Raw genomic sequence first — 23,651 nt, 5'->3', positions numbered from 1 at the left:
AACACTACACATAAACATGTTAACATGTAAAAATTTTTAACTAATGGTTTTATCTTATGAGCAAAATTTTCTCGAATGTATTTTGGCTGATGATTTCTCAGATTGGGGGCATTTTAATCACTTTGATTGAACAACCATTGTTAGCTAGGAGACTCGGAGCTAATGAATACGGGAAGGTTGTATATGTTTTAGCTATCGCCATAATAGCTTCGGTTTTTATTGAATATGGATTCAATTTCAGCGCTGTTAAAAAGATTACGGGGAAAAAAAACAAAAAATATATTTCGCAAGTTTCAACAGATGTTTTTTTTGCAAAACTAATTCTTAGTATTATTCCTATTATTTTGGCTTTTTTTCTTATTTACGTAACACCAAGTGATATATCAATACCATATTCTTGGTTTTTCTGGGTTTTTTTATTTATATTGTCTTTCGGATTCACCCCATTATGGTATTACATATCAATGGAAAGAATAATTTTCCCTACAATTCTTGATTTTTCACTTAGAATAATTGAATTGGTTCTTATTGTTGTTTTTATTAGAACTTCGAATGACGCAGAAACTACAATATTTATTCAATCCATGGTTGGAATGCTTAATACATCAATAACTACATTTTTTTTGTTCTATATGTCAGGAGTTGGTTCGTTTAATATAAAAAAAGCTTTAAATGAAATCAAGTCTGGTTTTAGCGTATTTTTATACAAAAGCTCTCAAGGAATAATGATAACCATGTCATCATTATTGTTAGGTTTTTTTGGGGGAGGAAAATCTGTTGGGTATTTTGTTCCGTCTGAAAAAATAACAAAGGTAATGACTACCTTGATAACGACAATACTAAACATTGCATATCCAAAATTTGTAAAATCACTCGGAGACATAAAAAATAATAAGGATAGAATAAAAATAAAAATAAAAATCGTTAAATATTCTTTGGTGTTATCTATTTTGTCTTTAGTATTCTCTGTCGTAGTTTTTATTTTTTCTAAAAAAATTATTTTTTTAGTTTTTGGTGAAGGATATGAAAATGCCATTCCTTTAATTAATGCCATCATTTGGATAATTCCATTAAGAGCTTGGATAATGTCATTGATAATCTTATGGTTTATACCAACAAACAAAGAGAATTTTGTTACAAAAATAACATTTATCAATATAATACTAATTTCAATTACAGCGTATTTATTTATTTTCCGGTTTGGAACTATGGGAATAGTTATGTCTATTTTATTGTCAGAGTTGATAACTTTTTTAGTATTGACATATTTTTTTTTCAAAAAAACTAATCTTGATGGTTAGGAAATTGAATCGCTTTTAAAGTGAGTAGCAAAAGCCATCCCTTATTGCAAAAAGGAGATGGGGATCGATTTATTGTGTTTAGTGCCAGTTAACATTTCCTCAGAGAGTGTAATTTCTAACCTGATTTCCTTATTTTAGACACATTGATCCTGCGTTTAGATGCGTAACCATCGCTTTTTCTCCAGGTTATGCAGTCTTTCTGACAACAATTCCGTTGCTTTTTTACCCATTTGCGCCCCGGTGAAAAGCAGCCTGTCGCCACACAGAATACATTTGTACGGATCGGTACGCAGAAATCCTTTCATCAGCACAGAAAAACCTGGGTTCTCCGGTTTTTTACGTGCCGTCATCTCAAGTGCCTTATACACTTTCGGCAATAGTTTTCCCCGTTTACGATTCGACAAAAAACCAGAGTAACGCACCATTTTAAAATGCCTGGCCGGAATATGGCTTATATAGCGTCTAATCATCTCTTCCTGCGGCAGAGTCTGCTGCCGATGCTGGCCAGTTCGGTGGTCATGGTAGTGATGAACAACGGCACCCCCTCGGTAATGCCGCAGTTTTGACGCAGATACCGGTGGGCGTTTAAGGTAGCGACCGAGGTACTTAACACTATGCCATGCCCCTTTCGTTTTTTTAGCAAAGTGCACTTTCCAATAACGTCCGTACTGCGCCCTCAAGTAACGCCGCCAATGTTTTTTGTCACGGATATGGCCAAGACCGGGAAGAAGGCCAGGGTTAATTAAATCATAACTGTGACGCAGTAGTCGGATAACAGCCCCTCGCCAGATTTCTTCGACATCCTTTTTTTTGAAAAACAGCTTTCGCCATACACTATGTTTACTATCCAAACCCCCTCGAGTGACGGAAACATGAACATGCGGATGTTGATTGAGTTGCCGGCCATAAGTATGCAAGGCACAGAAAATACCAATTTCGATACCCTGTTTGCGAGCCAACTGCAGCATAGCTCGAGTGGCTGCCCGAAACAGAGCATTAAGTAGCGGCCAGTTATTGTTAAAAAAAGGCCAAAGGAGATGTGGCATGGTGAAAGTAATGTGTTGCCAGTCGCAGTCGGGTAAAATATGAACCTGCTGTGCTAACCACTGCTCGGTGGCTTTAAAGCCACATGAACTGCAGGCTTTTGACTTACAGCTTTGGCAGAAAAAACGGCTGTGAGAACAATCAGACGAAGCGCAACAATAGCGCCGGACACCCATGGCACAAGTGCCGCAGGCAAGCATGCGCTCCACAGATAAACTCGTCCACGAACTAACGCTATCGCCGTATTTTTCGAGGAATTTATTCCAACCGTCATCAATGGTGAAAAGTAGTTTAGCAGGACGAGGGATATACATCTGACTCAATTACCTTATGGGCATCTTGCCAAAGAAACAGAAATTGTCAGATTCGTCAGCCCAGTTATCGGTGTGTTTATCCCAGGGTTCAAAGGAAACAGGGATTATTCCTAGCTCCGTATAGGTGATGAATTCATCGGCAGGCAGACTTTCAGTTATTACCCCCTCAGTGTAGTCGTATCCAGCGTCATCGGCTTGGTCTTGGCGTTGTTCAAAACCCCTGATAATCGTGACTAGCGGCGGGTAATACTGCGTGTCGAGAAAAAATTGGGGGCCGAGTCGGACGCAGTGGCGTATGGCTTCTTTTAGGGTGTCATAAAAAAATTCAGGCGGTCTGTCATCATCATTTTCGGGTGGGAGAGAGATCATAAAACGTTTCGGATAAACAGGCGCTGTGGCACGTGAAGTGACGGGCAGCCTGCCTGATTTAACCGGTTTACGCTTTCTGGGAGATTTATTGCGAGCCATCGAGATGAATCCCTGAAAAAAATTAACCTACTGCAGAGTATAAAACAGTACTCAACTCATTAACATCCCCGAAGCAGCACCGCTGCGCCGCTCACGCGTAGCGTGCTACGTTCACCTTGACCTTGACCTTGTCGCATATAATGGAGCGTTTCATTAATGCGCCTTTCCAGCCACGGGCTAGCGGTTTCGCCAAGCATATTGACCGCCTGCATGACCGGGATATTGACGCGCAGCAAGGCGGCGATATTCAGCAAAAAGTAAACGCCCTGCACGGCGCGATAGACTGACCATGGCGGCAGATTGTCGGCAATTTTTCGACTGACCCAATGCCCCATTGAGCATACCATCAATCCGATCAGAGCTAGCAGGCCAAACAGCAGTAACCACTCAAAATTAACAATAAATTCAGAAATACCGGTGAGCAGGCTTAAAGGCCCATCCCATTTCTCACGCGGCACTAGTCTTGCCAGCTTGGGGATAAACTTTTCACAGACCATGTGCATCATCAGCACTACAATCCCCAGTAGAAAACAGGGGTAGGCCAATGCGCCGAACAGGGCGGAGACCATGGTTTTCTTGCCTTCCACAATTTGGCTGGCACGACGCAAGGCATCGGAGAGCTTGCCGGAAAGGATACCTGAGCCAATCAAGGTGGCTTCCTGAACCGGGACCCAATCGAACAGCACTTTTTCAAACGCCCCTTGCCCCTCATCCAGCGCAGACAGGCAATCGGTCAACAGCACCGCGTAGGGATGATGTTTGCGGCCAAAATCGGTGATCACGTTGCGCATATCGATAAAGGCTTGTTGCAACGATTTGTTGTTATCCAGCAAAAAGGCCAGCATGTCGTAGAAGGCGATGCGGTCTTTAGCGGAAAAGGTTTTCTGATATATCCAGCGAATTGCCGTTTTGAGGTGAGGTTGGAGGCCTGCAAAAGATAAAGAAGAAAACATATCGGCTCCATAAAAAGACTTGTTAATGAGTTTTTTGGTGTTAAAATAAAACCTATAAATAGGTTTCTTAGTGAGGTTTTTATGCCAACAACCATTCTTAGTACAACAACAGCTAGCATTACGGAATTGAAAACAAACCCTATGGCAACAGTCAATTCAGGAGATGGGTATCCGGTTGCAATTTTGAATCGTAATCAACCTGCGTTTTACTGCATTCCTGCCGAGTTATATGAACAAATGTTAGAGTTTATTGATGACCAGGAATTAGCAAACCTAGTCAAAGAGCGTGCAGAGCAGACATTACATGATGTCAATCTGGATCGTTACTTATGATCTACAAGGTTAAGTTCAGAACTGATGCACTCAAAGAATGGAACAATCTTGATCGTTCCATTCAACAGCAATTCGCCAGGAAGTTGAAGAAATGCGCTGAGAATCCGCATATTCCAGCAGCCAGGCTGAGAGGAATGCAAAATTGCTATAAGATTAAACTCAGATCATCTGGCTTCAGACTTGTTTACCAAATCTTTAAGGATGAGTTAATCATTGCAGTTGTTGCCGTTGGAAAACGTGAACATAGTGAAGTTTATAAACTTGCTAGCAAACGACTGCGTTGACATTCTCCTCTTTATTCGGGCAACAAAGTATAACTATCTTCATCAATCGGGCAAATAAAAATGTAGTAGCTCAGACTAGATCTGACAGATACTGTATAAATAACCGGTAACTGTCAGATCTAGTCTGAGCTACTACATTTTAGTATTAAATAAATATTTTTTATCACTTATTTCATTTTTTAAAACTGGTTTTTTATCGTACAAAAAGTCTTGTTGAAATTTTATAGAAAAATTAATTATTAATTCCAATGCTGACAACATATCTGATTCGAACGTAGCACGCTACGCGTGAGCGGCGCAGCGGTGCTGCTTCGGGGATGTTAATGAGTTGAGTACTGTTTTATACTCTGCAGTAGGTTAATTTTTTTCAGGGATTCATCTCGATGGCTCGCAATAAATCTCCCAGAAAGCGTAAACCGGTTAAATCAGGCAGGCTGCCCGTCACTTCACGTGCCACAGCGCCTGTTTATCCGAAACGTTTTATGATCTCTCTCCCACCCGAAAATGATGATGACAGACCGCCTGAATTTTTTTATGACACCCTAAAAGAAGCCATACGCCACTGCGTCCGACTCGGCCCCCAATTTTTTCTCGACACGCAGTATTACCCGCCGCTAGTCACGATTATCAGGGGTTTTAAACAACGCCAAGACCAAGCCGATGACGCTGGATACGACTACACTGAGGGGGTAATAACTGAAAGTCTGCCTGCCGATGAATTCATCACCTATACGGAGCTAGGAATAATCCCTGTTTCCTTTGAACCCTGGGATAAACACACCGATAACTGGGCTGACGAATCTGACAATTTCTGTTTCTTTGGCAAGATGCCCATAAGGTAATTGAGTCAGATGTATATCCCTCGTCCTGCTAAACTACTTTTCACCATTGATGACGGTTGGAATAAATTCCTCGAAAAATACGGCGATAGCGTTAGTTCGTGGACGAGTTTATCTGTGGAGCGCATGCTTGCCTGCGGCACTTGTGCCATGGGTGTCCGGCGCTATTGTTGCGCTTCGTCTGATTGTTCTCACAGCCGTTTTTTCTGCCAAAGCTGTAAGTCAAAAGCCTGCAGTTCATGTGGCTTTAAAGCCACCGAGCAGTGGTTAGCACAGCAGGTTCATATTTTACCCGACTGCGACTGGCAACACATTACTTTCACCATGCCACATCTCCTTTGGCCTTTTTTTAACAATAACTGGCCGCTACTTAATGCTCTGTTTCGGGCAGCCACTCGAGCTATGCTGCAGTTGGCTCGCAAACAGGGTATCGAAATTGGTATTTTCTGTGCCTTGCATACTTATGGCCGGCAACTCAATCAACATCCGCATGTTCATGTTTCCGTCACTCGAGGGGGTTTGGATAGTAAACATAGTGTATGGCGAAAGCTGTTTTTCAAAAAAAAGGATGTCGAAGAAATCTGGCGAGGGGCTGTTATCCGACTACTGCGTCACAGTTATGATTTAATTAACCCTGGCCTTCTTCCCGGTCTTGGCCATATCCGTGACAAAAAACATTGGCGGCGTTACTTGAGGGCGCAGTACGGACGTTATTGGAAAGTGCACTTTGCTAAAAAAACGAAAGGGGCATGGCATAGTGTTAAGTACCTCGGTCGCTACCTTAAACGCCCACCGGTATCTGCGTCAAAACTGCGGCATTACCGAGGGGGTGCCGTTGTTCATCACTACCATGACCACCGAACTGGCCAGCATCGGCAGCAGACTCTGCCGCAGGAAGAGATGATTAGACGCTATATAAGCCATATTCCGGCCAGGCATTTTAAAATGGTGCGTTACTCTGGTTTTTTGTCGAATCGTAAACGGGGAAAACTATTGCCGAAAGTGTATAAGGCACTTGAGATGACGGCACGTAAAAAACCGGAGAACCCAGGTTTTTCTGTGCTGATGAAAGGATTTCTGCGTACCGATCCGTACAAATGTATTCTGTGTGGCGACAGGCTGCTTTTCACCGGGGCGCAAATGGGTAAAAAAGCAACGGAATTGTTGTCAGAAAGACTGCATAACCTGGAGAAAAAGCGATGGTTACGCAGCTAAACGCAGGATCAATGTGTCTAAAATAAGGAAATCAGGTTAGAAATTACACTCTCTGAGGAAATGTTAACTGGCACTAAACACAATAAATCGATCCCCATCTCCTTTTTGCAATAAGGGATGGCTTTTGCTACTCACTTTAAAAGCGATTCAATTTCCTAACCATGAACGTAGCACGCTACGCGTGAGCGGCGCAGCGGTGCTGCTTCGGGGATGTTAATGAGTTGAGTACTGTTTTATACTCTGCAGTAGGTTAATTTTTTTCAGGGATTCATCTCGATGGCTCGCAATAAATCTCCCAGAAAGCGTAAACCGGTTAAATCAGGCAGGCTGTGTAATGGTCAACAAATTCTGTAGAAGATCTAAGCGGCATTTTTTAGTTCATGATATTTTTGATGTGGCGTTAAATAACCAATCGTTGAATGGCGTCGATAATAATTGTAAAACTGAATATAATTTTCAACTTCACAGACAACAGATTGATGATTCATAAACGATAAACGGTTAAGTCTTTCTGTCTTTAAACTCCTAAAAAATCTTTCCATCACGGCATTATCGAGGCAATTACCTCGCCGACTCATGCTTTGAGTTATTTTCCGTTCAAAGAGGTGCGCCCTAAACTCCTCCGATGAATATTGGCAACCTTGATCTGAATGGAACATCAAACTTGTCGTATCCGGTAATTGCCGTTCAATTGCGTTATCTAAGGCTTCTTTCACTAATTTCGAATCCGGTTTTGTTGATAAGGCATAACCAATAATTTCTTTGGTGGCTAAATCCAACACACAGGCTAAATAGCTCCACCCATAGTGATGTCTAATATACGTGATATCCCCGACATAATAGTGATTATGCTGTTCAGGGGAAAATTGTCGTTTAAGCAAATTAGGGGCATATCGATGTTCGTTACCCAATGAGTGATAGTAGTGCTTTTTCGTTGGTCTAATTGCAACTAATTGATTTAATTTCATGATGTTCGATATTTTATAAGTGCCAATTTGGTGCCCTAAACCCTTTAACTCGGCTTGAATACGTCTTTTGCCATAAATTTGACCCGATGTATAAAAAATACGTTTGATTTCGCCACACAGTCTTTCATTTTCAACTGTCGGTATTTTCGTTTCATAATAAAAACTACTGCTGCTTACTTCAAAAAGATGGCATAACTCAGTGACCGTAAAATTGGAGTACATGATTTTCAGTTGCTTCACGATTTTGAGTTTTGATTGTCGAGGATGAAGTAAGCCGCGGCTTTTTTTAATATGTCATTATCCCTCTGAGCACGCTTAAGTTGAACTTCTAATTCTTGTATGCGCTGTTGCTCGGGTGTTAACGCTTTTGATTTTACAGGCGTATTCCCATTTAACTCGGCAAGATATTGTTGCTTCCATCGTGATACGGCAGATTTACCCGCACCGGATATTTTTTCAACTTGGATATTGCTATATCCACCTTCAACCATGAGTTTTGCATATTCCAGTTTTTGCTTTCCGCTAAAGGTTACTTTTACTTTTCGGGTCATATTTATACCTATAAGATTTTGCTTAATTATAAGCTATAAATCTCTACAGTTTTATTAGACCACTACACCCGCCGCTAGTCACGATTATCAGGGGTTTTGAACAACGCCAAGACCAAGCCGATGACGCTGGATACGACTACACTGAGGGGGGAATAACTGAAAGTCTGCCTGCCGATGAATTCATCACCTATACGGAGCTAGGAATAATCCCTGTTTCCTTTGAACCCTGGGATAAACACACCGATAACTGGGCTGACGAATCTGACAATTTCTGTTTCTTTGGCAAGATGCCCATAAGGTAATTGAGTCAGATGTATATCCCTCGTCCTGCTAAACTACTTTTCACCATTGATGACGGTTGGAATAAATTCCTCGAAAAATACGGCGATAGCGTTAGTTCGTGGACGAGTTTATCTGTGGAGCGCATGCTTGCCTGCGGCACTTGTGCCATAGGTGTCCGGCGCTATTGTTGCGCTTCGTCTGATTGTTCTCACAGCCGTTTTTTCTGCCAAAGCTGTAAGTCAAAAGCCTGCAGTTCATGTGGCTTTAAAGCCACCGAGCAGTGGTTAGCACAGCAGGTTCATATTTTACCCGACTGCGACTGGCAACACATTACTTTCACCATGCCACATCTCCTTTGGCCTTTTTTTAACAATAACTGGCCGCTACTTAATGCTCTGTTTCGGGCAGCCACTCGAGCTATGCTGCAGTTGGCTCGCAAACAGGGTATCGAAATTGGTATTTTCTGTGCCTTGCATACTTATGGCCGGCAACTCAATCAACATCCGCATGTTCATGTTTCCGTCACTCGAGGGGGTTTGGATAGTAAACATAGTGTATGGCGAAAGCTGTTTTTCAAAAAAAAGGATGTCGAAGAAATCTGGCGAGGGGCTGTTATCCGACTACTGCGTCACAGTTATGATTTAATTAACCCTGGCCTTCTTCCCGGTCTTGGCCATATCCGTGACAAAAAACATTGGCGGCGTTACTTGAGGGCGCAGTACGGACGTTATTGGAAAGTGCACTTTGCTAAAAAAACGAAAGGGGCATGGCATAGTGTTAAGTACCTCGGTCGCTACCTTAAACGCCCACCGGTATCTGCGTCAAAACTGCGGCATTACCGAGGGGGTGCCGTTGTTCATCACTACCATGACCACCGAACTGGCCAGCATCGGCAGCAGACTCTGCCGCAGGAAGAGATGATTAGACGCTATATAAGCCATATTCCGGCCAGGCATTTTAAAATGGTGCGTTACTCTGGTTTTTTGTCGAATCGTAAACGGGGAAAACTATTGCCGAAAGTGTATAAGGCACTTGAGATGACGGCACGTAAAAAACCGGAGAACCCAGGTTTTTCTGTGCTGATGAAAGGATTTCTGCGTACCGATCCGTACAAATGTATTCTGTGTGGCGACAGGCTGCTTTTCACCGGGGCGCAAATGGGTAAAAAAGCAACGGAATTGTTGTCAGAAAGACTGCATAACCTGGAGAAAAAGCGATGGTTACGCAGCTAAACGCAGGATCAATGTGTCTAAAATAAGGAAATCAGGTTAGAAATTACACTCTCTGAGGAAATGTTAACTGGCACTAAACACAATAAATCGATCCCCATCTCCTTTTTGCAATAAGGGATGGCTTTTGCTACTCACTTTAAAAGCGATTCAATTTCCTAACCATGAACCGGATAATGAAGTATCACCGCAATTACCTCAAGAAGATAAATTAAAAAAAGTCGATGATAATAAAGATGTAATTTTCGAATCAATACGCTTACATGATGAAGAAAAGATGCCGGATATTCAACTTGAAGAAGAACCATCGAAACTGGAAAAAGAAAATGATGAGATAAATATTTCATATCATCATGAGGAAGAAAAAAAACAAAAAATCAAAGAAAAAGAGTATCGGGATTAACTTTTAATAGGTACTAAATGTGATTATCGCATAGTTATCTTTATACTATGCGATAATATAAATCAATGTACTAGCATAAGGCTATTACATTAGTTGCCGAAGGTCCTTTATGGCCACTTTCGACTGAGAAGTTTACTTCTTGCCCTTCATAGAGCGTTTTATAATCATTACCCTGAATCGCAGAATAATGAACAAACACATCCTGACTGCCGTTTTTAGGTGAAATAAATCCAAAACCTTTGTCCGCGTTAAACCACTTAACAATACCTGTATTGATGCTTGACATATAAGTTCCTTAATTTTGTTAATTAATCAAAAATCTCAAAGATTAACATAATTTTACTAATGGTATTTAATCCAAAGGAACTCATTAATGAAGAGAGGTATTGATATCGCTAAATTTTGAATTACTTAAAATTTTTTACTAATAAAAAGAGATTGTTAATCTCCAGAGAGAGATTTAATTAAGCCATACTTTATCGTTTTAATCAATAGTTTATTTATTCTACGAGACGTTTTGCGTTAGCTAAATACAAGGCTAAGACCATAAATAATATCGAGATTGCATAAATCAATACAGAAAATGAATCCTTATGTTCTACGATAATTAATCGAATGATAGCAGTAACACCTATATAGACAAAATATTGTAAAGGAAAATGATACAAAGAATTAAAATATTTAATTATTAATGCGATAAATTCAAAATAAAGAAAATAATTAACGATCCCTTGAACGTAGCACGCTACGCGTGAGCGGCGCAGCGGTGCTGCTTCGGGGATGTTAATGAGTTGAGTACTGTTTTATACTCTGCAGTAGGTTAATTTTTTTCAGGGATTCATCTCGATGGCTCGCAATAAATCTCCCAGAAAGCGTAAACCGGTTAAATCAGGCAGGCTGCCCGTCACTTCACGTGCCACAGCGCCTGTTTATCCGAAACGTTTTATGATGTCAACGATCACCGAAAACTGATCCACTTTTTATCTAAATCCGATCAATCAAAATTGATCCACTGTTTTACTCAGTTATTGCTCCTGAGCGCCGCTTATCTTTCAATCGGTAGCTTTCACCGCTTAATTGCAGTACATGCGAATGATGAAGTAAACGATCAAGCATAGCGGCAGTTAATGTTGCGTCATCAGCAAAAGCACTTGGCCATTGCCCAAATGATAGGTTACTCGTCAATATGACACTGCCATGCTCATAACGCTTGGCAATCACATTGAAAAACAGGTTTGCTTCTTCTCGCCCAAACGGCAGGTATCCAATCTCATCGATAATCAACAACTTCGGGGCCATCACCGAACGTGATAGATATTGTTTGAGCTTATTTTGTCGTTTGGCAGTTGAGAGTTGCAACATCAGTTCAGCTGCCGTGGTAAAGCGGGTTTTCTTCTTGGCCTGTACTGCTTTTAATCCTAACCCAATAGCTAAATGCGTTTTGCCTACACCGCTTGGGCCAAGCAACACGACATTTTCATTACGTTCAATAAACGTTAATGCGCTTAATTCCTGTATGTGTTGTTTGGGGATCCCCGTTGCAAACTTAAAATCGAACGTATTAAGTTCTTTATGTGCTGGGAATCCTGCCATCCGACTCAAAAGATTACGAGTTCGTTCATCTCGTTGTTGTTGCTCACATTTTAACAGGGACAGTAAAAACTCTCCGTAGCTTTTGTCTTGGGCAATGCATTTTTCGGCAAGTGATGACCAATGAGTCGGAATAGAATTTAATTTCAATGACTCACACAGGTGTTCAATTTGTTCATGCAATAACATGTTCACCTCCCAGTAATGCTTCGTATACGCTGATTGAGTGTTGCAAACTGACAGATTCAAGGGGCGGTACGATAGGGATATTAAGCGTATTAGTCTGTGGGATAGATTGGCAAACCCTTGCTGGTAAGGGTAGAAGAGACTTCACTTCCTTAGCTAATCTATCTGCTGGCTTCTCTAACGTTGTTCCATGAATTCGCTGATGGGCAACGCGTTGTAACCATGGACCCACTTTTGCATTAGCTATTTCAATATCCAGTTCAAGATTATGAGCACGAAGGTCGGTGTTTAATGGCACGATAAAGCTGTTTTTTAAATAGTGGTTAAAGCGCTCTACTTTCCCTTTCGTTTTTGCCCTGTAGGGCTTGCAAGCCTTCAATTTAAACCCGTAATCTTTCGACATTTGAAGCATTTCGACATGTAATTTATGATCACCTTCTGCATAAGCATCCCGTTCGATGATGAGGGATTTTGCGTTATCACACAATACTTCCTGTGGTACACCACCAAAGTAGTCGAAAGCTTCTCTTAAACCTTGCTGCCACGATTCTGCTCGTTCATTATCAAAGAACTTTACATAACTCGCACGCGAATAGCCTAGCGTTGCAACAAACGCTTTCAGCGATTTTTTACCTCGCCGGATGCTGGTGAAGTCGATTTGCATTTGTTGACCTGGCTGTGTTTCAAAACGGACGACTACTTCGGGAACAATGCTTGGTTTAAATTGACAAACAAATCGGCGTAATTGAGCAATACCACCTTGATAGCCGTTTTCAACTACCTCATCAAATAAGACTGTTGCAGGGATCCAATCAGGTTTAGCCAGTTCAATTCGCTGAAGCAAATAAGGTTTAAAGGGGGATAATTTAGTCGGTTGTTGACTTCTTTTAGCATAAGTTGGCATTGTCTGTTGTTGTAAATGATGTTTTACGGTGTTACGGGATATACCCAACTCACTGGCAATTTTTCGAAGGCTTTGTCCTTGTGCAAAGCGAACATGAATATCCACAAATATCTCCTTGGTTAACATAAATTATCCGTACAAAAATGTGCGAATAATACCAAGTGGATCAGTTTTAGATGATCGTTAGTGGATCAGTTTTGCATGATCGGTGACACCCTTATCAAAGGTTTTTTAAATACTGACCCGTACCAATGTATTTTATGTGGAAACCGATTGCGGTTTATGAGTGCGGAAAAAGGAATACACGCCGTCACTTTACTGTCAGAAAGGCGGGATAAAATGGTCAAAAAACGATGGTTACAAACCGCAGCCTAGGAGCAGTGTGCCTATTATTAGGCTTTTAGATGATAATTTAACCGAATTACTGTTCTCATGGTTAATCAACGAGAAAACTGTCAGAATTTAATAGAAATATTGAGTTCAAAACACCTCCATTAATGCCTTACTGTATTGATTGAGATTCCTAACCATGAACCAAATACGTTATGCCCCTGTAAAAGTTTGGCAGGTGAAGCTTTAAGATTGACACGCGGAAAAATCAAATGGGTTCCCTGATAAATCTTCATGCCCAAACTGGCAAAATGCGTTGGTAACGATTCAAAAGGATGCGCTAATCCCTGAACAGATAAATCCCCTTTTATTTCAAATTCCACATCACGAGCAGACAGGCGAATACCACTTAATTTAGCAATCTGAATAAAATCGATAGAGCCCCCTCTGTGCTCTCTATCACGGGATGTTCTCATCACATACTCGTCTTTAAATGGAATCTGCAATTCAAGGAAATCTATCATTTACAAATCTCAATATTTACATCATGCACACATGATATAAGAAACATTTGCATGTTGTAAATACGCATGCGTGAAATGTTGAATAAAAAAAAGATATGATTAGTAACTAAAAGGGGAAATTTGTTATGACATCCAAGAGAGCAGATACAACAGTAAGAATAAACGAAGAAAGAAAGCTAGAACTAAAAAGGAAAATACTAGAAATAGGAAATAAAACAGGAGATATACTAAAACAATCAGAATTAGTAAGTTATCTTATAGATAATTATCTTGATGATGCAGTAAAAGATATAATAGCTAAAAAAACTGTCAGGAAAGCATAGATAAAATAACAATATCATTGTTATTAAATGTGGAAATAAAAGTTAAGTTTAAGTAAAAGTATATCAAAATGATACAAGAGTACATAATTAGAGTACATAATTAAAGAGTCATGCACTCTTAATTACGTAACATTTAATTAACAAATGACTAATGTAAATGGAAATTGCATTTACAGAAAATAACCCTGACTTCATCGGTTATACCCTATTTAATTTATACTAAACAATTCCGGTATTTAACTGATTGATCGCTTTTGAATATTAGAAGATAAAGAAGTTTAAGTTAACCAAGTACAAGCAAAATTATCATATATTTTGTTTCAATATTTCTCATGAAAAGGAAAATAATAATGGATAATATTCAATCAACCTTACACGATACAAATTCAATAACTCAATATAATACATCGTCATACAGTGATGGTATGGAAAGCATTTCTCAAATCAACGAACTGATGATGATGCTAACTGAAATGCTAAAAAAACTCCGTAACACCTTGCAAGAATTTAACCAGAAACAGCAAGAACTAGGATGGAATATCCAAGTTGCCTCAATGGATAAAAAACGTGAAGGAATAGATAACGCAAATTCTGCAGCAAAATGGTCAGCATGGGGACAAATAGCTGCAGGAGTAGTTGGTCTGGCAGGAATCGGAGCGGGTAAATATTTGGGCTCAGCTCAAATTGGAGGACAATTTGGAAATAGTTTAGGTCTAAGCACTCAAGGTATTACACAAATACAATCGGCTAACGACACAAAATTAGCAGAACTAGATAAATTGACAGGAGAACTTCAAACAACCAATGCGCAAAATTACGCAAAAAATACTAATGATTTAGCAGACAAAATTCGGCAAGTTTCTGAACAAATGAGAGCTTTTACGAAAGATTTAGTTGAACTCCACAGTCGAATAAGTTCTTCCATTCGCCATTAAAATTGATTTTAACAATAAAAATTCGTTATATGTATTTTTTAAAATGGAAAAAACCAAAATAACCTTTATAAACCATGGAAATAAATTATGATTAATTCGCCAGTAGGATCATTTAACAGTAATGCTATTTGGGGATCATATAATAATGGATATAGCTATAACCAAGATCCTATATTATCTCAAGGCATAGAAGTATTATTTACATTCATGGAGTTACTAACAAATTTAGCTCAATCAAAATTTAATGAAATGCAAAATAAAGCGAATTTTTCAAGAGATTCGCAGGAAATGGCTAACCGAGTTGATGAAATCATCGCTAAGGTAGCTAAGGAAGGCGATAAAGCTAAAGAAGAGATTCCTGACGATGTCAGAAAATTTATGGAAAAAAATAATATTACTGTTGACAGAAAGAACATCAATGATTACGTTCCAAAAGGTCAAACTTTAGATCAAGGTCAACTAAATGCTGTTAAAGCTGCTATCAAAACCGTATCAGATAGAGCATCTGATTTTGTTTCTCAATCACAATTACAAATTCAAAAAGTCATGCAGAGCTATAACATAACAGTTAGCTTAATTAATAGCATGCAAACTATGATAGCTGAAATGAACAAATCAATCGCGCAAAATATCCGCTAAAAACTAAATAACCACAGGTTCGCACAATGGCGTTATGTGTAAATGGTCGCCGTCTGCGAAGAGATATTTTCGCAGACGGCTATTCAACATAACGGTGTTATATATTATGCGAACCTTAAATTACTTCGTCAGAAAATTAAATGATGATTAATTATATTGACAACCACCTCTAGCGTGACAACGTTTCCATTCATCACTTCCAACATTAGGACCTGTGGCCGGATCATCACAAACTTTATGAATAGCACACCATTCTGGAGATCCTACAGGTGGTTCTTCAGCTAATGCAACGCCAAAAAAACTAAAAGAACTCAACAAAAATAATAACCGTATAATCATAAATCTCCTTAAATCAATTAATTCAAACTGATTACGACAAACTTTCACAACTTCTTTTGTCAGCATTAATTATAGACCAATATATTCAAAGAAACTGAGTCATAAAAATAGTTAAAAGTTCTTTTTTCTTCGCCCCTTAAGCGCCTTAGTTGCTTTAGCTACCGTAAAAAGATGGCTTGGCAGGAGGCGCAAGCGCAGGGTTTCCTGCTACTCGATTAGTCCCCCCTGGCTTCGGCGGTTTTCCATTCAGTTATCTTTGTGATTTCAATCTGCCGCCTTACATGTCCTGACGGACATTTTAAAACATAAAAAAAAGCCCGCCATAAAGTAGCGGGTTTTCCTGATGTTAGTGTGATGCGACTCAAAATCAGAAGTGGCGGTATTTCATGATTGATTTTAGAAGTTATGATCTAATACCCAGTCAGTATAAAAAATGACAATAAAGATTACACCCTACAAAATGTAGGGCACTTTAAAGAAAAAAACGGCTATTTTCTCTTTGGCAAGGTACATTGATAAAACGCGAACAAGACCAAACGGATATGAAACGTCGAAATAAGATTACTCAATGAATAAAACTGAAATTTATTCTTAATGTCTTGTAACGTATCTCTTACCACCGGATAAGACACATCACGCGCCCAGGCAATCTCTTTTTTGGTTAATCCTAGAGCATATAACATTGCCGTTTCAAACTGCACTGGCGTTAATTCAGGAAAAAGATTGCGTAATTCCGGATATTGAGTAGGATCGAACACAGTCATATAGACCTCCAACTTAGGTTTATGTGATAGCTGTATAGTCAGATGGACGTCTGGCTATGCAGCGCTAAACAACAACTTAACGCATAACAAACAACATTTAACAACTGACTCCAACCATACCCCATCAGGCTGCGCCTGCTAGGGTATGGCCTTCCGTCAGTTAAACAACATTCAATACCCGTGCTCTAATCAGAATATACATCACCGTATTATCCTTCGTATCTGACCGGGCATCGAACAACCAACCTATCAACGGAATGGCAGAAATAAAAGGAACCGAAGAAGTGGAGTTAACCGCATTATGCTGGATTAAGCCCCCTATCAACAACGTATCGCCATTTTTCAACTGAACCGTCGTATCAATTGAGCGTTGATTAAAAACAATATCCGTTGCATTGGAAATATTTGAAACACTGTCCGCTTTTGATTTCACCGTTAACATGACACTGTCACCATTTAACACTACCGGTGTGACATGAACGTAGCACGCTACGCGTGAGCGGCGCAGCGGTGCTGCTTCGGGGATGTTAATGAGTTGAGTACTGTTTTATACTCTGCAGTAGGTTAATTTTTTTCAGGGATTCATCTCGATGGCTCGCAATAAATCTCCCAGAAAGCGTAAACCGGTTAAATCAGGCAGGCTGCCCGTCACTTCACGTGCCACAGCGCCTGTTTATCCGAAACGTTTTATGATCTCTCTCCCACCCGAAAATGATGATGACAGACCGCCTGAATTTTTTTATGACACCCTAAAAGAAGCCATACGCCACTGCGTCCGACTCGGCCCCCAATTTTTTCTCGACACGCAGTATTACCCGCCGCTAGTCACGATTATCAGGGGTTTTGAACAACGCCAAGACCAAGCCGATGACGCTGGATACGACTACACTGAGGGGGTAATAACTGAAAGTCTGCCTGCCGATGAATTCATCACCTATACGGAGCTAGGAATAATCCCTGTTTCCTTTGAACCCTGGGATAAACACACCGATAACTGGGCTGACGAATCTGACAATTTCTGTTTCTTTGGCAAGATGCCCATAAGGTAATTGAGTCAGATGTATATCCCTCGTCCTGCTAAACTACTTTTCACCATTGATGACGGTTGGAATAAATTCCTCGAAAAATACGGCGATAGCGTTAGTTCGTGGACGAGTTTATCTGTGGAGCGCATGCTTGCCTGCGGCACTTGTGCCATGGGTGTCCGGCGCTATTGTTGCGCTTCGTCTGATTGTTCTCACAGCCGTTTTTTCTGCCAAAGCTGTAAGTCAAAAGCCTGCAGTTCATGTGGCTTTAAAGCCACCGAGCAGTGGTTAGCACAGCAGGTTCATATTTTACCCGACTGCGACTGGCAACACATTACTTTCACCATGCCACATCTCCTTTGGCCTTTTTTTAACAATAACTGGCCGCTACTTAATGCTCTGTTTCGGGCAGCCACTCGAGCTATGCTGCAGTTGGCTCGCAAACAGGGTATCGAAATTGGTATTTTCTGTGCCTTGCATACTTATGGCCGGCAACTCAATCAACATCCGCATGTTCATGTTTCCGTCACTCGAGGGGGTTTGGATAGTAAACATAGTGTATGGCGAAAGCTGTTTTTCAAAAAAAAGGATGTCGAAGAAATCTGGCGAGGGGCTGTTATCCGACTACTGCGTCACAGTTATGATTTAATTAACCCTGGCCTTCTTCCCGGTCTTGGCCATATCCGTGACAAAAAACATTGGCGGCGTTACTTGAGGGCGCAGTACGGACGTTATTGGAAAGTGCACTTTGCTAAAAAAACGAAAGGGGCATGGCATAGTGTTAAGTACCTCGGTCGCTACCTTAAACGCCCACCGGTATCTGCGTCAAAACTGCGGCATTACCGAGGGGGTGCCGTTGTTCATCACTACCATGACCACCGAACTGGCCAGCATCGGCAGCAGACTCTGCCGCAGGAAGAGATGATTAGACGCTATATAAGCCATATTCCGGCCAGGCATTTTAAAATGGTGCGTTACTCTGGTTTTTTGTCGAATCGTAAACGGGGAAAACTATTGCCGAAAGTGTATAAGGCACTTGAGATGACGGCACGTAAAAAACCGGAGAACCCAGGTTTTTCTGTGCTGATGAAAGGATTTCTGCGTACCGATCCGTACAAATGTATTCTGTGTGGCGACAGGCTGCTTTTCACCGGGGCGCAAATGGGTAAAAAAGCAACGGAATTGTTGTCAGAAAGACTGCATAATCTGGAGAAAAAGCGATGGTTACGCAGCTAAACGCAGGATCAATGTGTCTAAAATAAGGAAATCAGGTTAGAAATTACACTCTCTAAGGAAATGTTAACTGGCACTAAACACAATAAATCGATCCCCATCTCCTTTTTGCAATAAGGGATGGCTTTTGCTACTCACTTTAAAAGCGATTCAATTTCCTAACCATGAACCCAGGTTTTTCTGTGCTGATGAAAGGATTTCTGCGTACCGATCCGTACAAATGTATTCTGTGTGGCGACAGGCTACTTTTCACCGGGGCGCAAATGGGTAAAAAAGCAACGGAATTGTTGTCAGAAAGACTGCATAACCTGGAGAAAAAGCGATGGTTACGCAGCTAAACGCAGGATCAATGTGTCTAAAATAAGGAAATCAGGTTAGAAATTACACTCTCTGAGGAAATGTTAACTGGCACTAAACACAATAAATCGATCCCCATCTCCTTTTTGCAATAAGGGATGGCTTTTGCTACTCACTTTAAAAGCGATTCAATTTCCTAACCATTAAATCGCCGAAGCCCACGAAGCAGTGAGAGATTGATATATTGCACGTAACCCATGCGTAGCATCCCTGCAAAGCCTATTGGCACGATATGACAGCGATAATGATGTTAATTGTCGAAGATGAGATCTTCTAGGCAAATTTTGGCTTAAAGAATGTTTATGATGGATTTGCTCATTACATATTAGAAATAAAAAAGTTATATAAAAATTTCCTTTCAACACCGTTAGCCAACTCAGCCTGTTGGCTTTTTTTTCCAGAAGTTTTAATTAACGGCTTCTTTTAAAGTTTTACCCGCTTTAAAACTCGGTACGTTTGAAGCAGCAATTTTAAGTGCCTCGCCCGTTTTTGGATTACGACCTTCCCTTGCTGCTCTTGGCTTAACTTGGAAGCTACCAAAGCCAACGAGTTGTACTTCATCTCCCGCCTTTAGCGCTTCTGTCACGGTTTCAATCAATGCGTTCAGTGCTTTCTCTGAATCTTTTTTGGTTAAGTCAGCTTTTTCAGCAATTTGATTGATGAGTTCTGTTTTGTTCATGTTGTGCCTGAATTAATGGATATCTTAATTCTAGTGATGCTAGCTGTAGCAACTAAAAAGTGCAATGTTTCAGCGTTAATTAACCAAAAAATCTTTTTAATTAAAATCCCACCGCTCGCCACAAGTCTGTGACCGAGCGAAGCGAGTGAGCAGACGAGGAAGCGGAATATCACTACTAGCCAAAAAGAAATACGGTCACTCAGTAGTAACATATTTTTTGGTTTAGGGTTTTTTTGGAAGAAAAGTTATCCACAGGGGTAAAGCCGATTAAAAAAGACTATATTTTTTTTGATTATAAAAGATTAGCTGGCTTTTTTGGTGGATTTGTTATTTTATTTTTCCTTTTATTTTCAATAAATTATAAATTCAGTTATTTTTTTATTTTCCTTTAAAATCAAATGTTTATAAATTTACTGAATTGAACTATTTCCTTCCTTTTTATTGCACTGAATTACTATAAGTTATTGTATTTATTGCTATTATATCTCATTTTTTTGCTTTTATTATAGCCCATTTTATGCTTGTAGTCTTAATCTTTTGTAGTTTGGTGGGTGATATGCCGTAGTTTGGTGGGTGATATGCCGTAGTTTGGTGGGTGATATGCCGTAGTTTGGTGGGTGATATGCCGTAGTTTGGTGGGTGATATGCCGTAGTTTGGTGGGTGATATGCCGTAGTTTGGTGGGTGATATGCCGTGTTTTATCTTATTTAAAAAAATGATTTTAAAAAAAATGAAAATTTAGTATAAAATGAAATAATTGAATTTTTTGGAAAAGAACAGGGTGAAAGTGGAAAAACCTTTAGGGCAAAAAACTAAATTATTAGATCAGTATCGGGAAGAGCTTTTCTCTATGAGAAGTAAAGGATATTCATATCGTCAGATAGTAGAATTCTTAGCCAGGAAAGATATTATTGTATCATTAAATACTGTTAGAAATTATTTATTAAATTGAGCTCAGTCCCTCCACCTACCACAGAAAAGGGACTGAATAACTAAATGATGGAGACAATTATATGTCTACGATTCCCATTTTAGAACAGTTAGCTAATTTTATGCAACCTCTCATTTTTTCTATTGAGGGGTTAGTCTGTGAATAATTCATTAATAGAACGAGTTAAATCTCTTCGACAAAAATCGCTAGAACGCAATAAACTAAAAAATAGTGGGCTAGATAAAATAACAACAAGCAATGAATTAGACGAAAAAGACAAACTTGAGCCTAATGTGGTTTATCTACCAATTAGTAAAAAATCCACTATCCCAACTCCTAATACTGTACTGCGTAGTGCATTATTTGGAGTTGTGGGAAAAGGTAAGAGAATTTTAGAAAAAGGAGTTTTGAAGGCAACAGTTAATGGATATTCAATAAAATATTCAGGAGAACGATTAGATCAGTCTGATCTTGATGTTTGGTTGGAATGTATTAGACGTAGCCAAAGTTGTCAACTTGGAACAATAGTACGATTTGCAGCAAATGATTTTTTAAGATCAATTGATAGAAAGACAGGAAAAAGTCAGCATGAATGGCTTAAAACTTCATTAAAAAGAATGCGATTTACAGATATTGAAATATCTGACGGACGATTTATGTATTGCGGTAGTCTACTACACGAGTATTATCAAGATAAAATAAAAGGTGATAATTGTTTGATAATAAATGATAAAATCATTGATTGTTTTGAAAGTTCTAGTTGGACAGCGATTAATCATGCTTTAAGATTAGCATTGAGAGGAAAACAACTAACACAATGGCTATACGGGTTTTACAGTAGTCATTTTAAGCCGTTTCCAATAAAAATAGAAACATTGAAGCTCATTTCAGGAAGTAACTCAGAAACTAAAGAGTTTCGACGTATGATAAAAAAGTCTCTTGCTGAATTATCTTCTGTTACAGGATGGTCTTGTAAAATTGATGAAAAAGATAAAGTGATTGTGAATAAAAAATAACACTCTATGTCAGTGTTCATGGTTAGGAAATTGAATCGCTTTTAAAGTGAGTAGCAAAAGCCATCCCTTATTGCAAAAAGGAGATGGGGATCGATTTATTGTGTTTAGTGCCAGTTAACATTTCCTCAGAGAGTGTAATTTCTAACCTGATTTCCTTATTTTAGACACATTGATCCTGCGTTTAGCTGCGTAACCATCGCTTTTTCTCCAGGTTATGCAGTCTTTCTGACAACAATTCCGTTGCTTTTTTACCCATTTGCGCCCCGGTGAAAAGCAGCCTGTCGCCACACAGAATACATTTGTACGGATCGGTACGCAGAAATCCTTTCATCAGCACAGAAAAACCTGGGTTCTCCGGTTTTTTACGTGCCGTCATCTCAAGTGCCTTATACACTTTCGGCAATAGTTTTCCCCGTTTACGATTCGACAAAAAACCAGAGTAACGCACCATTTTAAAATGCCTGGCCGGAATATGGCTTATATAGCGTCTAATCATCTCTTCCTGCGGCAGAGTCTGCTGCCGATGCTGGCCAGTTCGGTGTCACCGATCATGCAAAACTGATCCACTAACGATCATCTAAAACTGATCCACTTGGTATTATTCGCACATTTTTGTACGGATAATTTATGTTAACCAAGGAGATATTTGTGGATATTCATGTTCGCTTTGCACAAGGACAAAGCCTTCGAAAAATTGCCAGTGAGTTGGGTATATCCCGTAACACCGTAAAACATCATTTACAACAACAGACAATGCCAACTTATGCTAAAAGAAGTCAACAACCGACTAAATTATCCCCCTTTAAACCTTATTTGCTTCAGCGAATTGAACTGGCTAAACCTGATTGGATCCCTGCAACAGTCTTATTTGATGAGGTAGTTGAAAACGGCTATCAAGGTGGTATTGCTCAATTACGCCGATTTGTTTGTCAATTTAAACCAAGCATTGTTCCCGAAGTAGTCGTCCGTTTTGAAACACAGCCAGGTCAACAAATGCAAATCGACTTCACCAGCATCCGGCGAGGTAAAAAATCGCTGAAAGCGTTTGTTGCAACGCTAGGCTATTCGCGTGCGAGTTATGTAAAGTTCTTTGATAATGAACGAGCAGAATCGTGGCAGCAAGGTTTAAGAGAAGCTTTCGACTACTTTGGTGGTGTACCACAGGAAGTATTGTGTGATAACGCAAAATCCCTCATCATCGAACGGGATGCTTATGCAGAAGGTGATCATAAATTACATGTCGAAATGCTTCAAATGTCGAAAGATTACGGGTTTAAATTGAAGGCTTGCAAGCCCTACAGGGCAAAAACGAAAGGGAAAGTAGAGCGCTTTAACCACTATTTAAAAAACAGCTTTATCGTGCCATTAAACACCGACCTTCGTGCTCATAATCTTGAACTGGATATTGAAATAGCTAATGCAAAAGTGGGTCCATGGTTACAACGCGTTGCCCATCAGCGAATTCATGGAACAACGTTAGAGAAGCCAGCAGATAGATTAGCTAAGGAAGTTAAGTCTCTTCTACCCTTACCAGCAAGGGTTTGCCAATCTATCCCACAGACTAATACGCTTAATATCCCTATCGTACCGCCCCTTGATGGTTAGGAAATTGAATCGCTTTTAAAGTGAGTAGCAAAAGCCATCCCTTATTGCAAAAAGGAGATGGGGATCGATTTATTGTGTTTAGTGCCA

General features: G+C 39.9%; 29 protein-coding genes and 4 pseudogenes. 19 read left to right on the top strand and 14 right to left on the bottom strand.

The features are described from left to right. The first annotated feature begins 56 nt into the window (after positions 1-56). Positions 57-1,301, top strand: coding sequence for an oligosaccharide flippase family protein (locus ArsFIN_RS20335; protein ID WP_026823913.1), 1,245 nt, complete (start codon positions 57-59; stop codon positions 1,299-1,301). Between the two features lie 155 nt (positions 1,302-1,456). On the opposite strand, the gene ArsFIN_RS20330 is transcribed toward ArsFIN_RS20335, so the two are convergent. From ArsFIN_RS20330 to ArsFIN_RS20320, 3 genes are read right to left on the bottom strand one after another with little or no spacing between them, the layout of a single operon-like run. After that, complete coding sequence (locus tag ArsFIN_RS20330) at positions 1,457-2,659, bottom strand: IS91 family transposase (RefSeq protein WP_135678369.1); 1,203 nt, start codon at positions 2,657-2,659, stop codon at positions 1,457-1,459. A 9-nt stretch (positions 2,660-2,668) separates the two neighbouring features. After that, positions 2,669-3,127 (bottom strand): hypothetical protein, encoded by a 459-nt coding sequence (locus ArsFIN_RS20325; RefSeq protein ID WP_210409124.1) that lies wholly within the window; start codon positions 3,125-3,127, stop codon positions 2,669-2,671. Between the two features lie 59 nt (positions 3,128-3,186). Then, entirely contained in the window at positions 3,187-4,080 is an 894-nt protein-coding gene (locus tag ArsFIN_RS20320) for a type II secretion system F family protein (protein WP_081700726.1), read from the bottom strand. Between the two features lie 81 nt (positions 4,081-4,161). On the opposite strand from ArsFIN_RS20320, the gene ArsFIN_RS20315 reads away from it, so the two are divergent. The 4 genes from ArsFIN_RS20315 to ArsFIN_RS20300 all read left to right on the top strand — a co-directional run bounded on the left by ArsFIN_RS20315 (position 4,162) and on the right by ArsFIN_RS20300 (position 6,751). Then, positions 4,162-4,413: a type II toxin-antitoxin system Phd/YefM family antitoxin gene (locus ArsFIN_RS20315; RefSeq protein ID WP_026824096.1), complete on the top strand. Its 252-nt coding sequence runs from the start codon at positions 4,162-4,164 to the stop codon at positions 4,411-4,413. After that, on the top strand, positions 4,410-4,697 hold the full coding sequence (locus tag ArsFIN_RS20310) for a type II toxin-antitoxin system RelE family toxin (protein WP_026824095.1): 288 nt from the start codon (positions 4,410-4,412) through the stop codon (positions 4,695-4,697). Before ArsFIN_RS20315 ends, ArsFIN_RS20310 begins: the two co-directional genes overlap by 4 nt. 383 nt (positions 4,698-5,080) lie before the next feature. Beyond that, the gene (locus tag ArsFIN_RS20305; RefSeq protein WP_135678330.1) at positions 5,081-5,539 is read left to right on the top strand and encodes a hypothetical protein; all 459 of its coding nucleotides are present in this window, start codon (positions 5,081-5,083) and stop codon (positions 5,537-5,539) included. Positions 5,540-5,548: 9 nt separating this feature from the next. Next, positions 5,549-6,751 carry an IS91 family transposase gene (locus ArsFIN_RS20300; protein ID WP_135678014.1) on the top strand — a complete coding sequence of 401 codons (1,203 nt, stop codon included), beginning with the start codon at positions 5,549-5,551 and terminating at the stop codon, positions 6,749-6,751. A gap of 359 nt (positions 6,752-7,110) precedes the next feature. Here the strand turns inward: ArsFIN_RS20300 and ArsFIN_RS20295 are convergent. Beyond that, positions 7,111-8,270, bottom strand: a protein-coding gene (locus tag ArsFIN_RS20295; protein WP_135678367.1) for an IS3 family transposase whose coding sequence is annotated in 2 segments (ribosomal slippage) — positions 7,111-7,991 and positions 7,991-8,270 — 1,161 coding nt in all. Because the reading frame shifts where the segments join, the coding sequence is not laid out codon by codon here. 311 nt (positions 8,271-8,581) lie between these two features. Between ArsFIN_RS20295 and ArsFIN_RS20285 the strand changes: the two genes are divergently transcribed. Both ArsFIN_RS20285 and ArsFIN_RS20280 read left to right on the top strand, forming a co-directional pair. Beyond that, positions 8,582-9,784: an IS91 family transposase gene (locus ArsFIN_RS20285; RefSeq protein ID WP_135678365.1), complete on the top strand. Its 1,203-nt coding sequence runs from the start codon at positions 8,582-8,584 to the stop codon at positions 9,782-9,784. A 124-nt stretch (positions 9,785-9,908) separates the two neighbouring features. Then, a complete protein-coding gene (locus ArsFIN_RS20280) occupies positions 9,909-10,184 on the top strand; it encodes a hypothetical protein (RefSeq protein ID WP_026824203.1) in 276 nt (91 codons plus the stop codon). Positions 10,185-10,254: 70 nt separating this feature from the next. Here the strand turns inward: ArsFIN_RS20280 and cspE are convergent, their stop codons facing one another. Together cspE and ArsFIN_RS20270 are read right to left on the bottom strand one after the other, a co-directional pair. Next, positions 10,255-10,470: a transcription antiterminator/RNA stability regulator CspE gene (gene cspE / locus ArsFIN_RS20275; protein WP_026824204.1), complete on the bottom strand. Its 216-nt coding sequence runs from the start codon at positions 10,468-10,470 to the stop codon at positions 10,255-10,257. A gap of 214 nt (positions 10,471-10,684) precedes the next feature. Further along, positions 10,685-10,921 (bottom strand): annotated as a pseudogene (locus ArsFIN_RS20270) (phosphate-starvation-inducible PsiE family protein); the annotation flags it as partial. 109 nt (positions 10,922-11,030) lie between these two features. On the opposite strand from ArsFIN_RS20270, the gene ArsFIN_RS28345 reads away from it, so the two are divergent. Then, positions 11,031-11,156 carry a hypothetical protein gene (locus ArsFIN_RS28345; protein WP_276489426.1) on the top strand — a complete coding sequence of 42 codons (126 nt, stop codon included), beginning with the start codon at positions 11,031-11,033 and terminating at the stop codon, positions 11,154-11,156. A 45-nt stretch (positions 11,157-11,201) separates the two neighbouring features. On the opposite strand, the gene istB is transcribed toward ArsFIN_RS28345, so the two are convergent. Together istB and istA (ArsFIN_RS20260) are read right to left on the bottom strand one after the other, a co-directional pair. Further along, positions 11,202-11,963 carry an IS21-like element helper ATPase IstB gene (gene istB, locus ArsFIN_RS20265; RefSeq protein WP_135677409.1) on the bottom strand — a complete coding sequence of 254 codons (762 nt, stop codon included), beginning with the start codon at positions 11,961-11,963 and terminating at the stop codon, positions 11,202-11,204. Beyond that, positions 11,950-12,990 (bottom strand): IS21 family transposase, encoded by a 1,041-nt coding sequence (istA, locus tag ArsFIN_RS20260; RefSeq protein WP_135677417.1) that lies wholly within the window; start codon positions 12,988-12,990, stop codon positions 11,950-11,952. Before istA (ArsFIN_RS20260) ends, istB begins: the two co-directional genes overlap by 14 nt. A gap of 90 nt (positions 12,991-13,080) precedes the next feature. Between istA (ArsFIN_RS20260) and ArsFIN_RS26620 the strand changes: the two are divergent. Continuing rightward, positions 13,081-13,239, top strand: a pseudogene (locus ArsFIN_RS26620) (IS91 family transposase); the annotation flags it as partial. Between the two features lie 119 nt (positions 13,240-13,358). Here ArsFIN_RS26620 and ArsFIN_RS20255 read toward each other — a convergent pair. After that, positions 13,359-13,670 carry a phage/plasmid replication protein, II/X family gene (locus ArsFIN_RS20255; protein WP_246067479.1) on the bottom strand — a complete coding sequence of 104 codons (312 nt, stop codon included), beginning with the start codon at positions 13,668-13,670 and terminating at the stop codon, positions 13,359-13,361. A gap of 173 nt (positions 13,671-13,843) precedes the next feature. Between ArsFIN_RS20255 and ArsFIN_RS20250 the strand changes: the two genes are divergently transcribed. The 3 genes from ArsFIN_RS20250 (at position 13,844) to sseB (ending at position 15,615) form a co-directional block, all read left to right on the top strand. Then, complete coding sequence (locus ArsFIN_RS20250) at positions 13,844-14,041, top strand: hypothetical protein (RefSeq protein WP_026823657.1); 198 nt, start codon at positions 13,844-13,846, stop codon at positions 14,039-14,041. A 350-nt stretch (positions 14,042-14,391) separates the two neighbouring features. Then, a complete protein-coding gene (gene sseD, locus ArsFIN_RS20245) occupies positions 14,392-14,976 on the top strand; it encodes a type III secretion system translocon protein SseD (RefSeq protein ID WP_167876727.1) in 585 nt (194 codons plus the stop codon). A gap of 87 nt (positions 14,977-15,063) precedes the next feature. Next, positions 15,064-15,615, top strand: coding sequence for a type III secretion system translocon protein SseB (gene sseB / locus ArsFIN_RS20240; RefSeq protein ID WP_135677693.1), 552 nt, complete (start codon positions 15,064-15,066; stop codon positions 15,613-15,615). Positions 15,616-15,762: 147 nt separating this feature from the next. On the opposite strand, the gene ArsFIN_RS20235 is transcribed toward sseB, so the two are convergent. The 3 genes from ArsFIN_RS20235 to ArsFIN_RS20225 form a co-directional block, all read right to left on the bottom strand. Continuing rightward, entirely contained in the window at positions 15,763-16,020 is a 258-nt protein-coding gene (locus ArsFIN_RS20235; protein ID WP_135677694.1) for a hypothetical protein, read from the bottom strand. Positions 16,021-16,442: 422 nt separating this feature from the next. Then, a complete protein-coding gene (locus tag ArsFIN_RS20230) occupies positions 16,443-16,718 on the bottom strand; it encodes a helix-turn-helix transcriptional regulator (protein WP_135677695.1) in 276 nt (91 codons plus the stop codon). Positions 16,719-16,878: 160 nt separating this feature from the next. After that, positions 16,879-17,160 carry a hypothetical protein gene (locus ArsFIN_RS20225; RefSeq protein WP_246067477.1) on the bottom strand — a complete coding sequence of 94 codons (282 nt, stop codon included), beginning with the start codon at positions 17,158-17,160 and terminating at the stop codon, positions 16,879-16,881. Between the two features lie 148 nt (positions 17,161-17,308). Here ArsFIN_RS20225 and ArsFIN_RS20220 point away from each other — a divergent pair, with 148 nt between their 5' ends. The 3 genes and pseudogenes from ArsFIN_RS20220 to ArsFIN_RS20210 all read left to right on the top strand — a co-directional run. Then, on the top strand, positions 17,309-17,767 hold the full coding sequence (locus tag ArsFIN_RS20220; RefSeq protein ID WP_210409124.1) for a hypothetical protein: 459 nt from the start codon (positions 17,309-17,311) through the stop codon (positions 17,765-17,767). Positions 17,768-17,776: 9 nt separating this feature from the next. After that, positions 17,777-18,979, top strand: coding sequence for an IS91 family transposase (locus ArsFIN_RS20215; protein WP_135678014.1), 1,203 nt, complete (start codon positions 17,777-17,779; stop codon positions 18,977-18,979). 167 nt (positions 18,980-19,146) lie between these two features. Further along, positions 19,147-19,314 (top strand): annotated as a pseudogene (locus ArsFIN_RS20210) (IS91 family transposase); the annotation flags it as partial. 425 nt (positions 19,315-19,739) lie between these two features. Here ArsFIN_RS20210 and ArsFIN_RS20205 read toward each other — a convergent pair. After that, entirely contained in the window at positions 19,740-20,012 is a 273-nt protein-coding gene (locus tag ArsFIN_RS20205; RefSeq protein WP_135678357.1) for an HU family DNA-binding protein, read from the bottom strand. A gap of 233 nt (positions 20,013-20,245) precedes the next feature. On the opposite strand from ArsFIN_RS20205, the gene ArsFIN_RS26615 reads away from it, so the two are divergent. The 3 genes from ArsFIN_RS26615 to trfA all read left to right on the top strand — a co-directional run bounded on the left by ArsFIN_RS26615 (position 20,246) and on the right by trfA (position 21,959). Beyond that, positions 20,246-20,404 (top strand): hypothetical protein, encoded by a 159-nt coding sequence (locus ArsFIN_RS26615; protein ID WP_155847045.1) that lies wholly within the window; start codon positions 20,246-20,248, stop codon positions 20,402-20,404. Positions 20,405-20,799: 395 nt separating this feature from the next. Next, the gene (locus ArsFIN_RS26610; protein ID WP_167876725.1) at positions 20,800-20,964 is read left to right on the top strand and encodes a hypothetical protein; all 165 of its coding nucleotides are present in this window, start codon (positions 20,800-20,802) and stop codon (positions 20,962-20,964) included. Positions 20,965-21,101: 137 nt separating this feature from the next. Continuing rightward, positions 21,102-21,959: a plasmid replication initiator TrfA gene (gene trfA, locus ArsFIN_RS20195; RefSeq protein WP_051297203.1), complete on the top strand. Its 858-nt coding sequence runs from the start codon at positions 21,102-21,104 to the stop codon at positions 21,957-21,959. A 181-nt stretch (positions 21,960-22,140) separates the two neighbouring features. Here trfA and ArsFIN_RS20190 read toward each other — a convergent pair. After that, positions 22,141-22,500: pseudogene (locus ArsFIN_RS20190) on the bottom strand (transposase); the annotation flags it as partial. An 86-nt stretch (positions 22,501-22,586) separates the two neighbouring features. Here ArsFIN_RS20190 and istA (ArsFIN_RS20185) point away from each other — a divergent pair. After that, positions 22,587-23,564: an IS21 family transposase gene (gene istA, locus ArsFIN_RS20185; protein WP_246067475.1), complete on the top strand. Its 978-nt coding sequence runs from the start codon at positions 22,587-22,589 to the stop codon at positions 23,562-23,564. Positions 23,565-23,651: the final 87 nt, after the last annotated feature.

It is taken from the genome of Arsenophonus nasoniae (genome assembly GCF_004768525.1).
In the GTDB taxonomy this organism is placed as follows: Bacteria; Pseudomonadota; Gammaproteobacteria; order Enterobacterales; family Enterobacteriaceae; genus Arsenophonus; species Arsenophonus nasoniae.
Note: the sequence above shows the minus strand (reverse complement) of the source record. Positions and strands in the feature narration are given on the sequence as shown.

Coding starts and splice junctions, on each gene's coding strand:
- ArsFIN_RS20230 (WP_135677695.1), bottom strand. CDS start 16,718: ATGACTGTGTTCGATCCTACTCAATATCCGGAATTACGCAATCTTTTT.
- ArsFIN_RS20315 (WP_026824096.1), top strand. CDS start 4,162: ATGCCAACAACCATTCTTAGTACAACAACAGCTAGCATTACGGAATTG.
- istB (WP_135677409.1), bottom strand. CDS start 11,963: ATGTTATTGCATGAACAAATTGAACACCTGTGTGAGTCATTGAAATTA.
- istA (WP_246067475.1), top strand. CDS start 22,587: ATGTTAACCAAGGAGATATTTGTGGATATTCATGTTCGCTTTGCACAA.
- ArsFIN_RS20300 (WP_135678014.1), top strand. CDS start 5,549: ATGTATATCCCTCGTCCTGCTAAACTACTTTTCACCATTGATGACGGT.
- ArsFIN_RS20225 (WP_246067477.1), bottom strand. CDS start 17,160: ATGTTAACGGTGAAATCAAAAGCGGACAGTGTTTCAAATATTTCCAAT.
- ArsFIN_RS20320 (WP_081700726.1), bottom strand. CDS start 4,080: ATGTTTTCTTCTTTATCTTTTGCAGGCCTCCAACCTCACCTCAAAACG.
- ArsFIN_RS20255 (WP_246067479.1), bottom strand. CDS start 13,670: ATGAGAACATCCCGTGATAGAGAGCACAGAGGGGGCTCTATCGATTTT.
- ArsFIN_RS20330 (WP_135678369.1), bottom strand. CDS start 2,659: ATGTATATCCCTCGTCCTGCTAAACTACTTTTCACCATTGATGACGGT.
- ArsFIN_RS20235 (WP_135677694.1), bottom strand. CDS start 16,020: ATGCTGACAAAAGAAGTTGTGAAAGTTTGTCGTAATCAGTTTGAATTA.
- ArsFIN_RS20220 (WP_210409124.1), top strand. CDS start 17,309: ATGGCTCGCAATAAATCTCCCAGAAAGCGTAAACCGGTTAAATCAGGC.
- sseB (WP_135677693.1), top strand. CDS start 15,064: ATGATTAATTCGCCAGTAGGATCATTTAACAGTAATGCTATTTGGGGA.
- sseD (WP_167876727.1), top strand. CDS start 14,392: ATGGATAATATTCAATCAACCTTACACGATACAAATTCAATAACTCAA.
- ArsFIN_RS20285 (WP_135678365.1), top strand. CDS start 8,582: ATGTATATCCCTCGTCCTGCTAAACTACTTTTCACCATTGATGACGGT.
- ArsFIN_RS20205 (WP_135678357.1), bottom strand. CDS start 20,012: ATGAACAAAACAGAACTCATCAATCAAATTGCTGAAAAAGCTGACTTA.
- cspE (WP_026824204.1), bottom strand. CDS start 10,470: ATGTCAAGCATCAATACAGGTATTGTTAAGTGGTTTAACGCGGACAAA.
- ArsFIN_RS20325 (WP_210409124.1), bottom strand. CDS start 3,127: ATGGCTCGCAATAAATCTCCCAGAAAGCGTAAACCGGTTAAATCAGGC.
- istA (WP_135677417.1), bottom strand. CDS start 12,990: ATGTTAACCAAGGAGATATTTGTGGATATTCATGTTCGCTTTGCACAA.
- ArsFIN_RS20305 (WP_135678330.1), top strand. CDS start 5,081: ATGGCTCGCAATAAATCTCCCAGAAAGCGTAAACCGGTTAAATCAGGC.
- ArsFIN_RS20215 (WP_135678014.1), top strand. CDS start 17,777: ATGTATATCCCTCGTCCTGCTAAACTACTTTTCACCATTGATGACGGT.
- ArsFIN_RS20335 (WP_026823913.1), top strand. CDS start 57: ATGAGCAAAATTTTCTCGAATGTATTTTGGCTGATGATTTCTCAGATT.
- ArsFIN_RS20310 (WP_026824095.1), top strand. CDS start 4,410: ATGATCTACAAGGTTAAGTTCAGAACTGATGCACTCAAAGAATGGAAC.
- ArsFIN_RS28345 (WP_276489426.1), top strand. CDS start 11,031: ATGGCTCGCAATAAATCTCCCAGAAAGCGTAAACCGGTTAAATCAGGC.
- ArsFIN_RS20250 (WP_026823657.1), top strand. CDS start 13,844: ATGACATCCAAGAGAGCAGATACAACAGTAAGAATAAACGAAGAAAGA.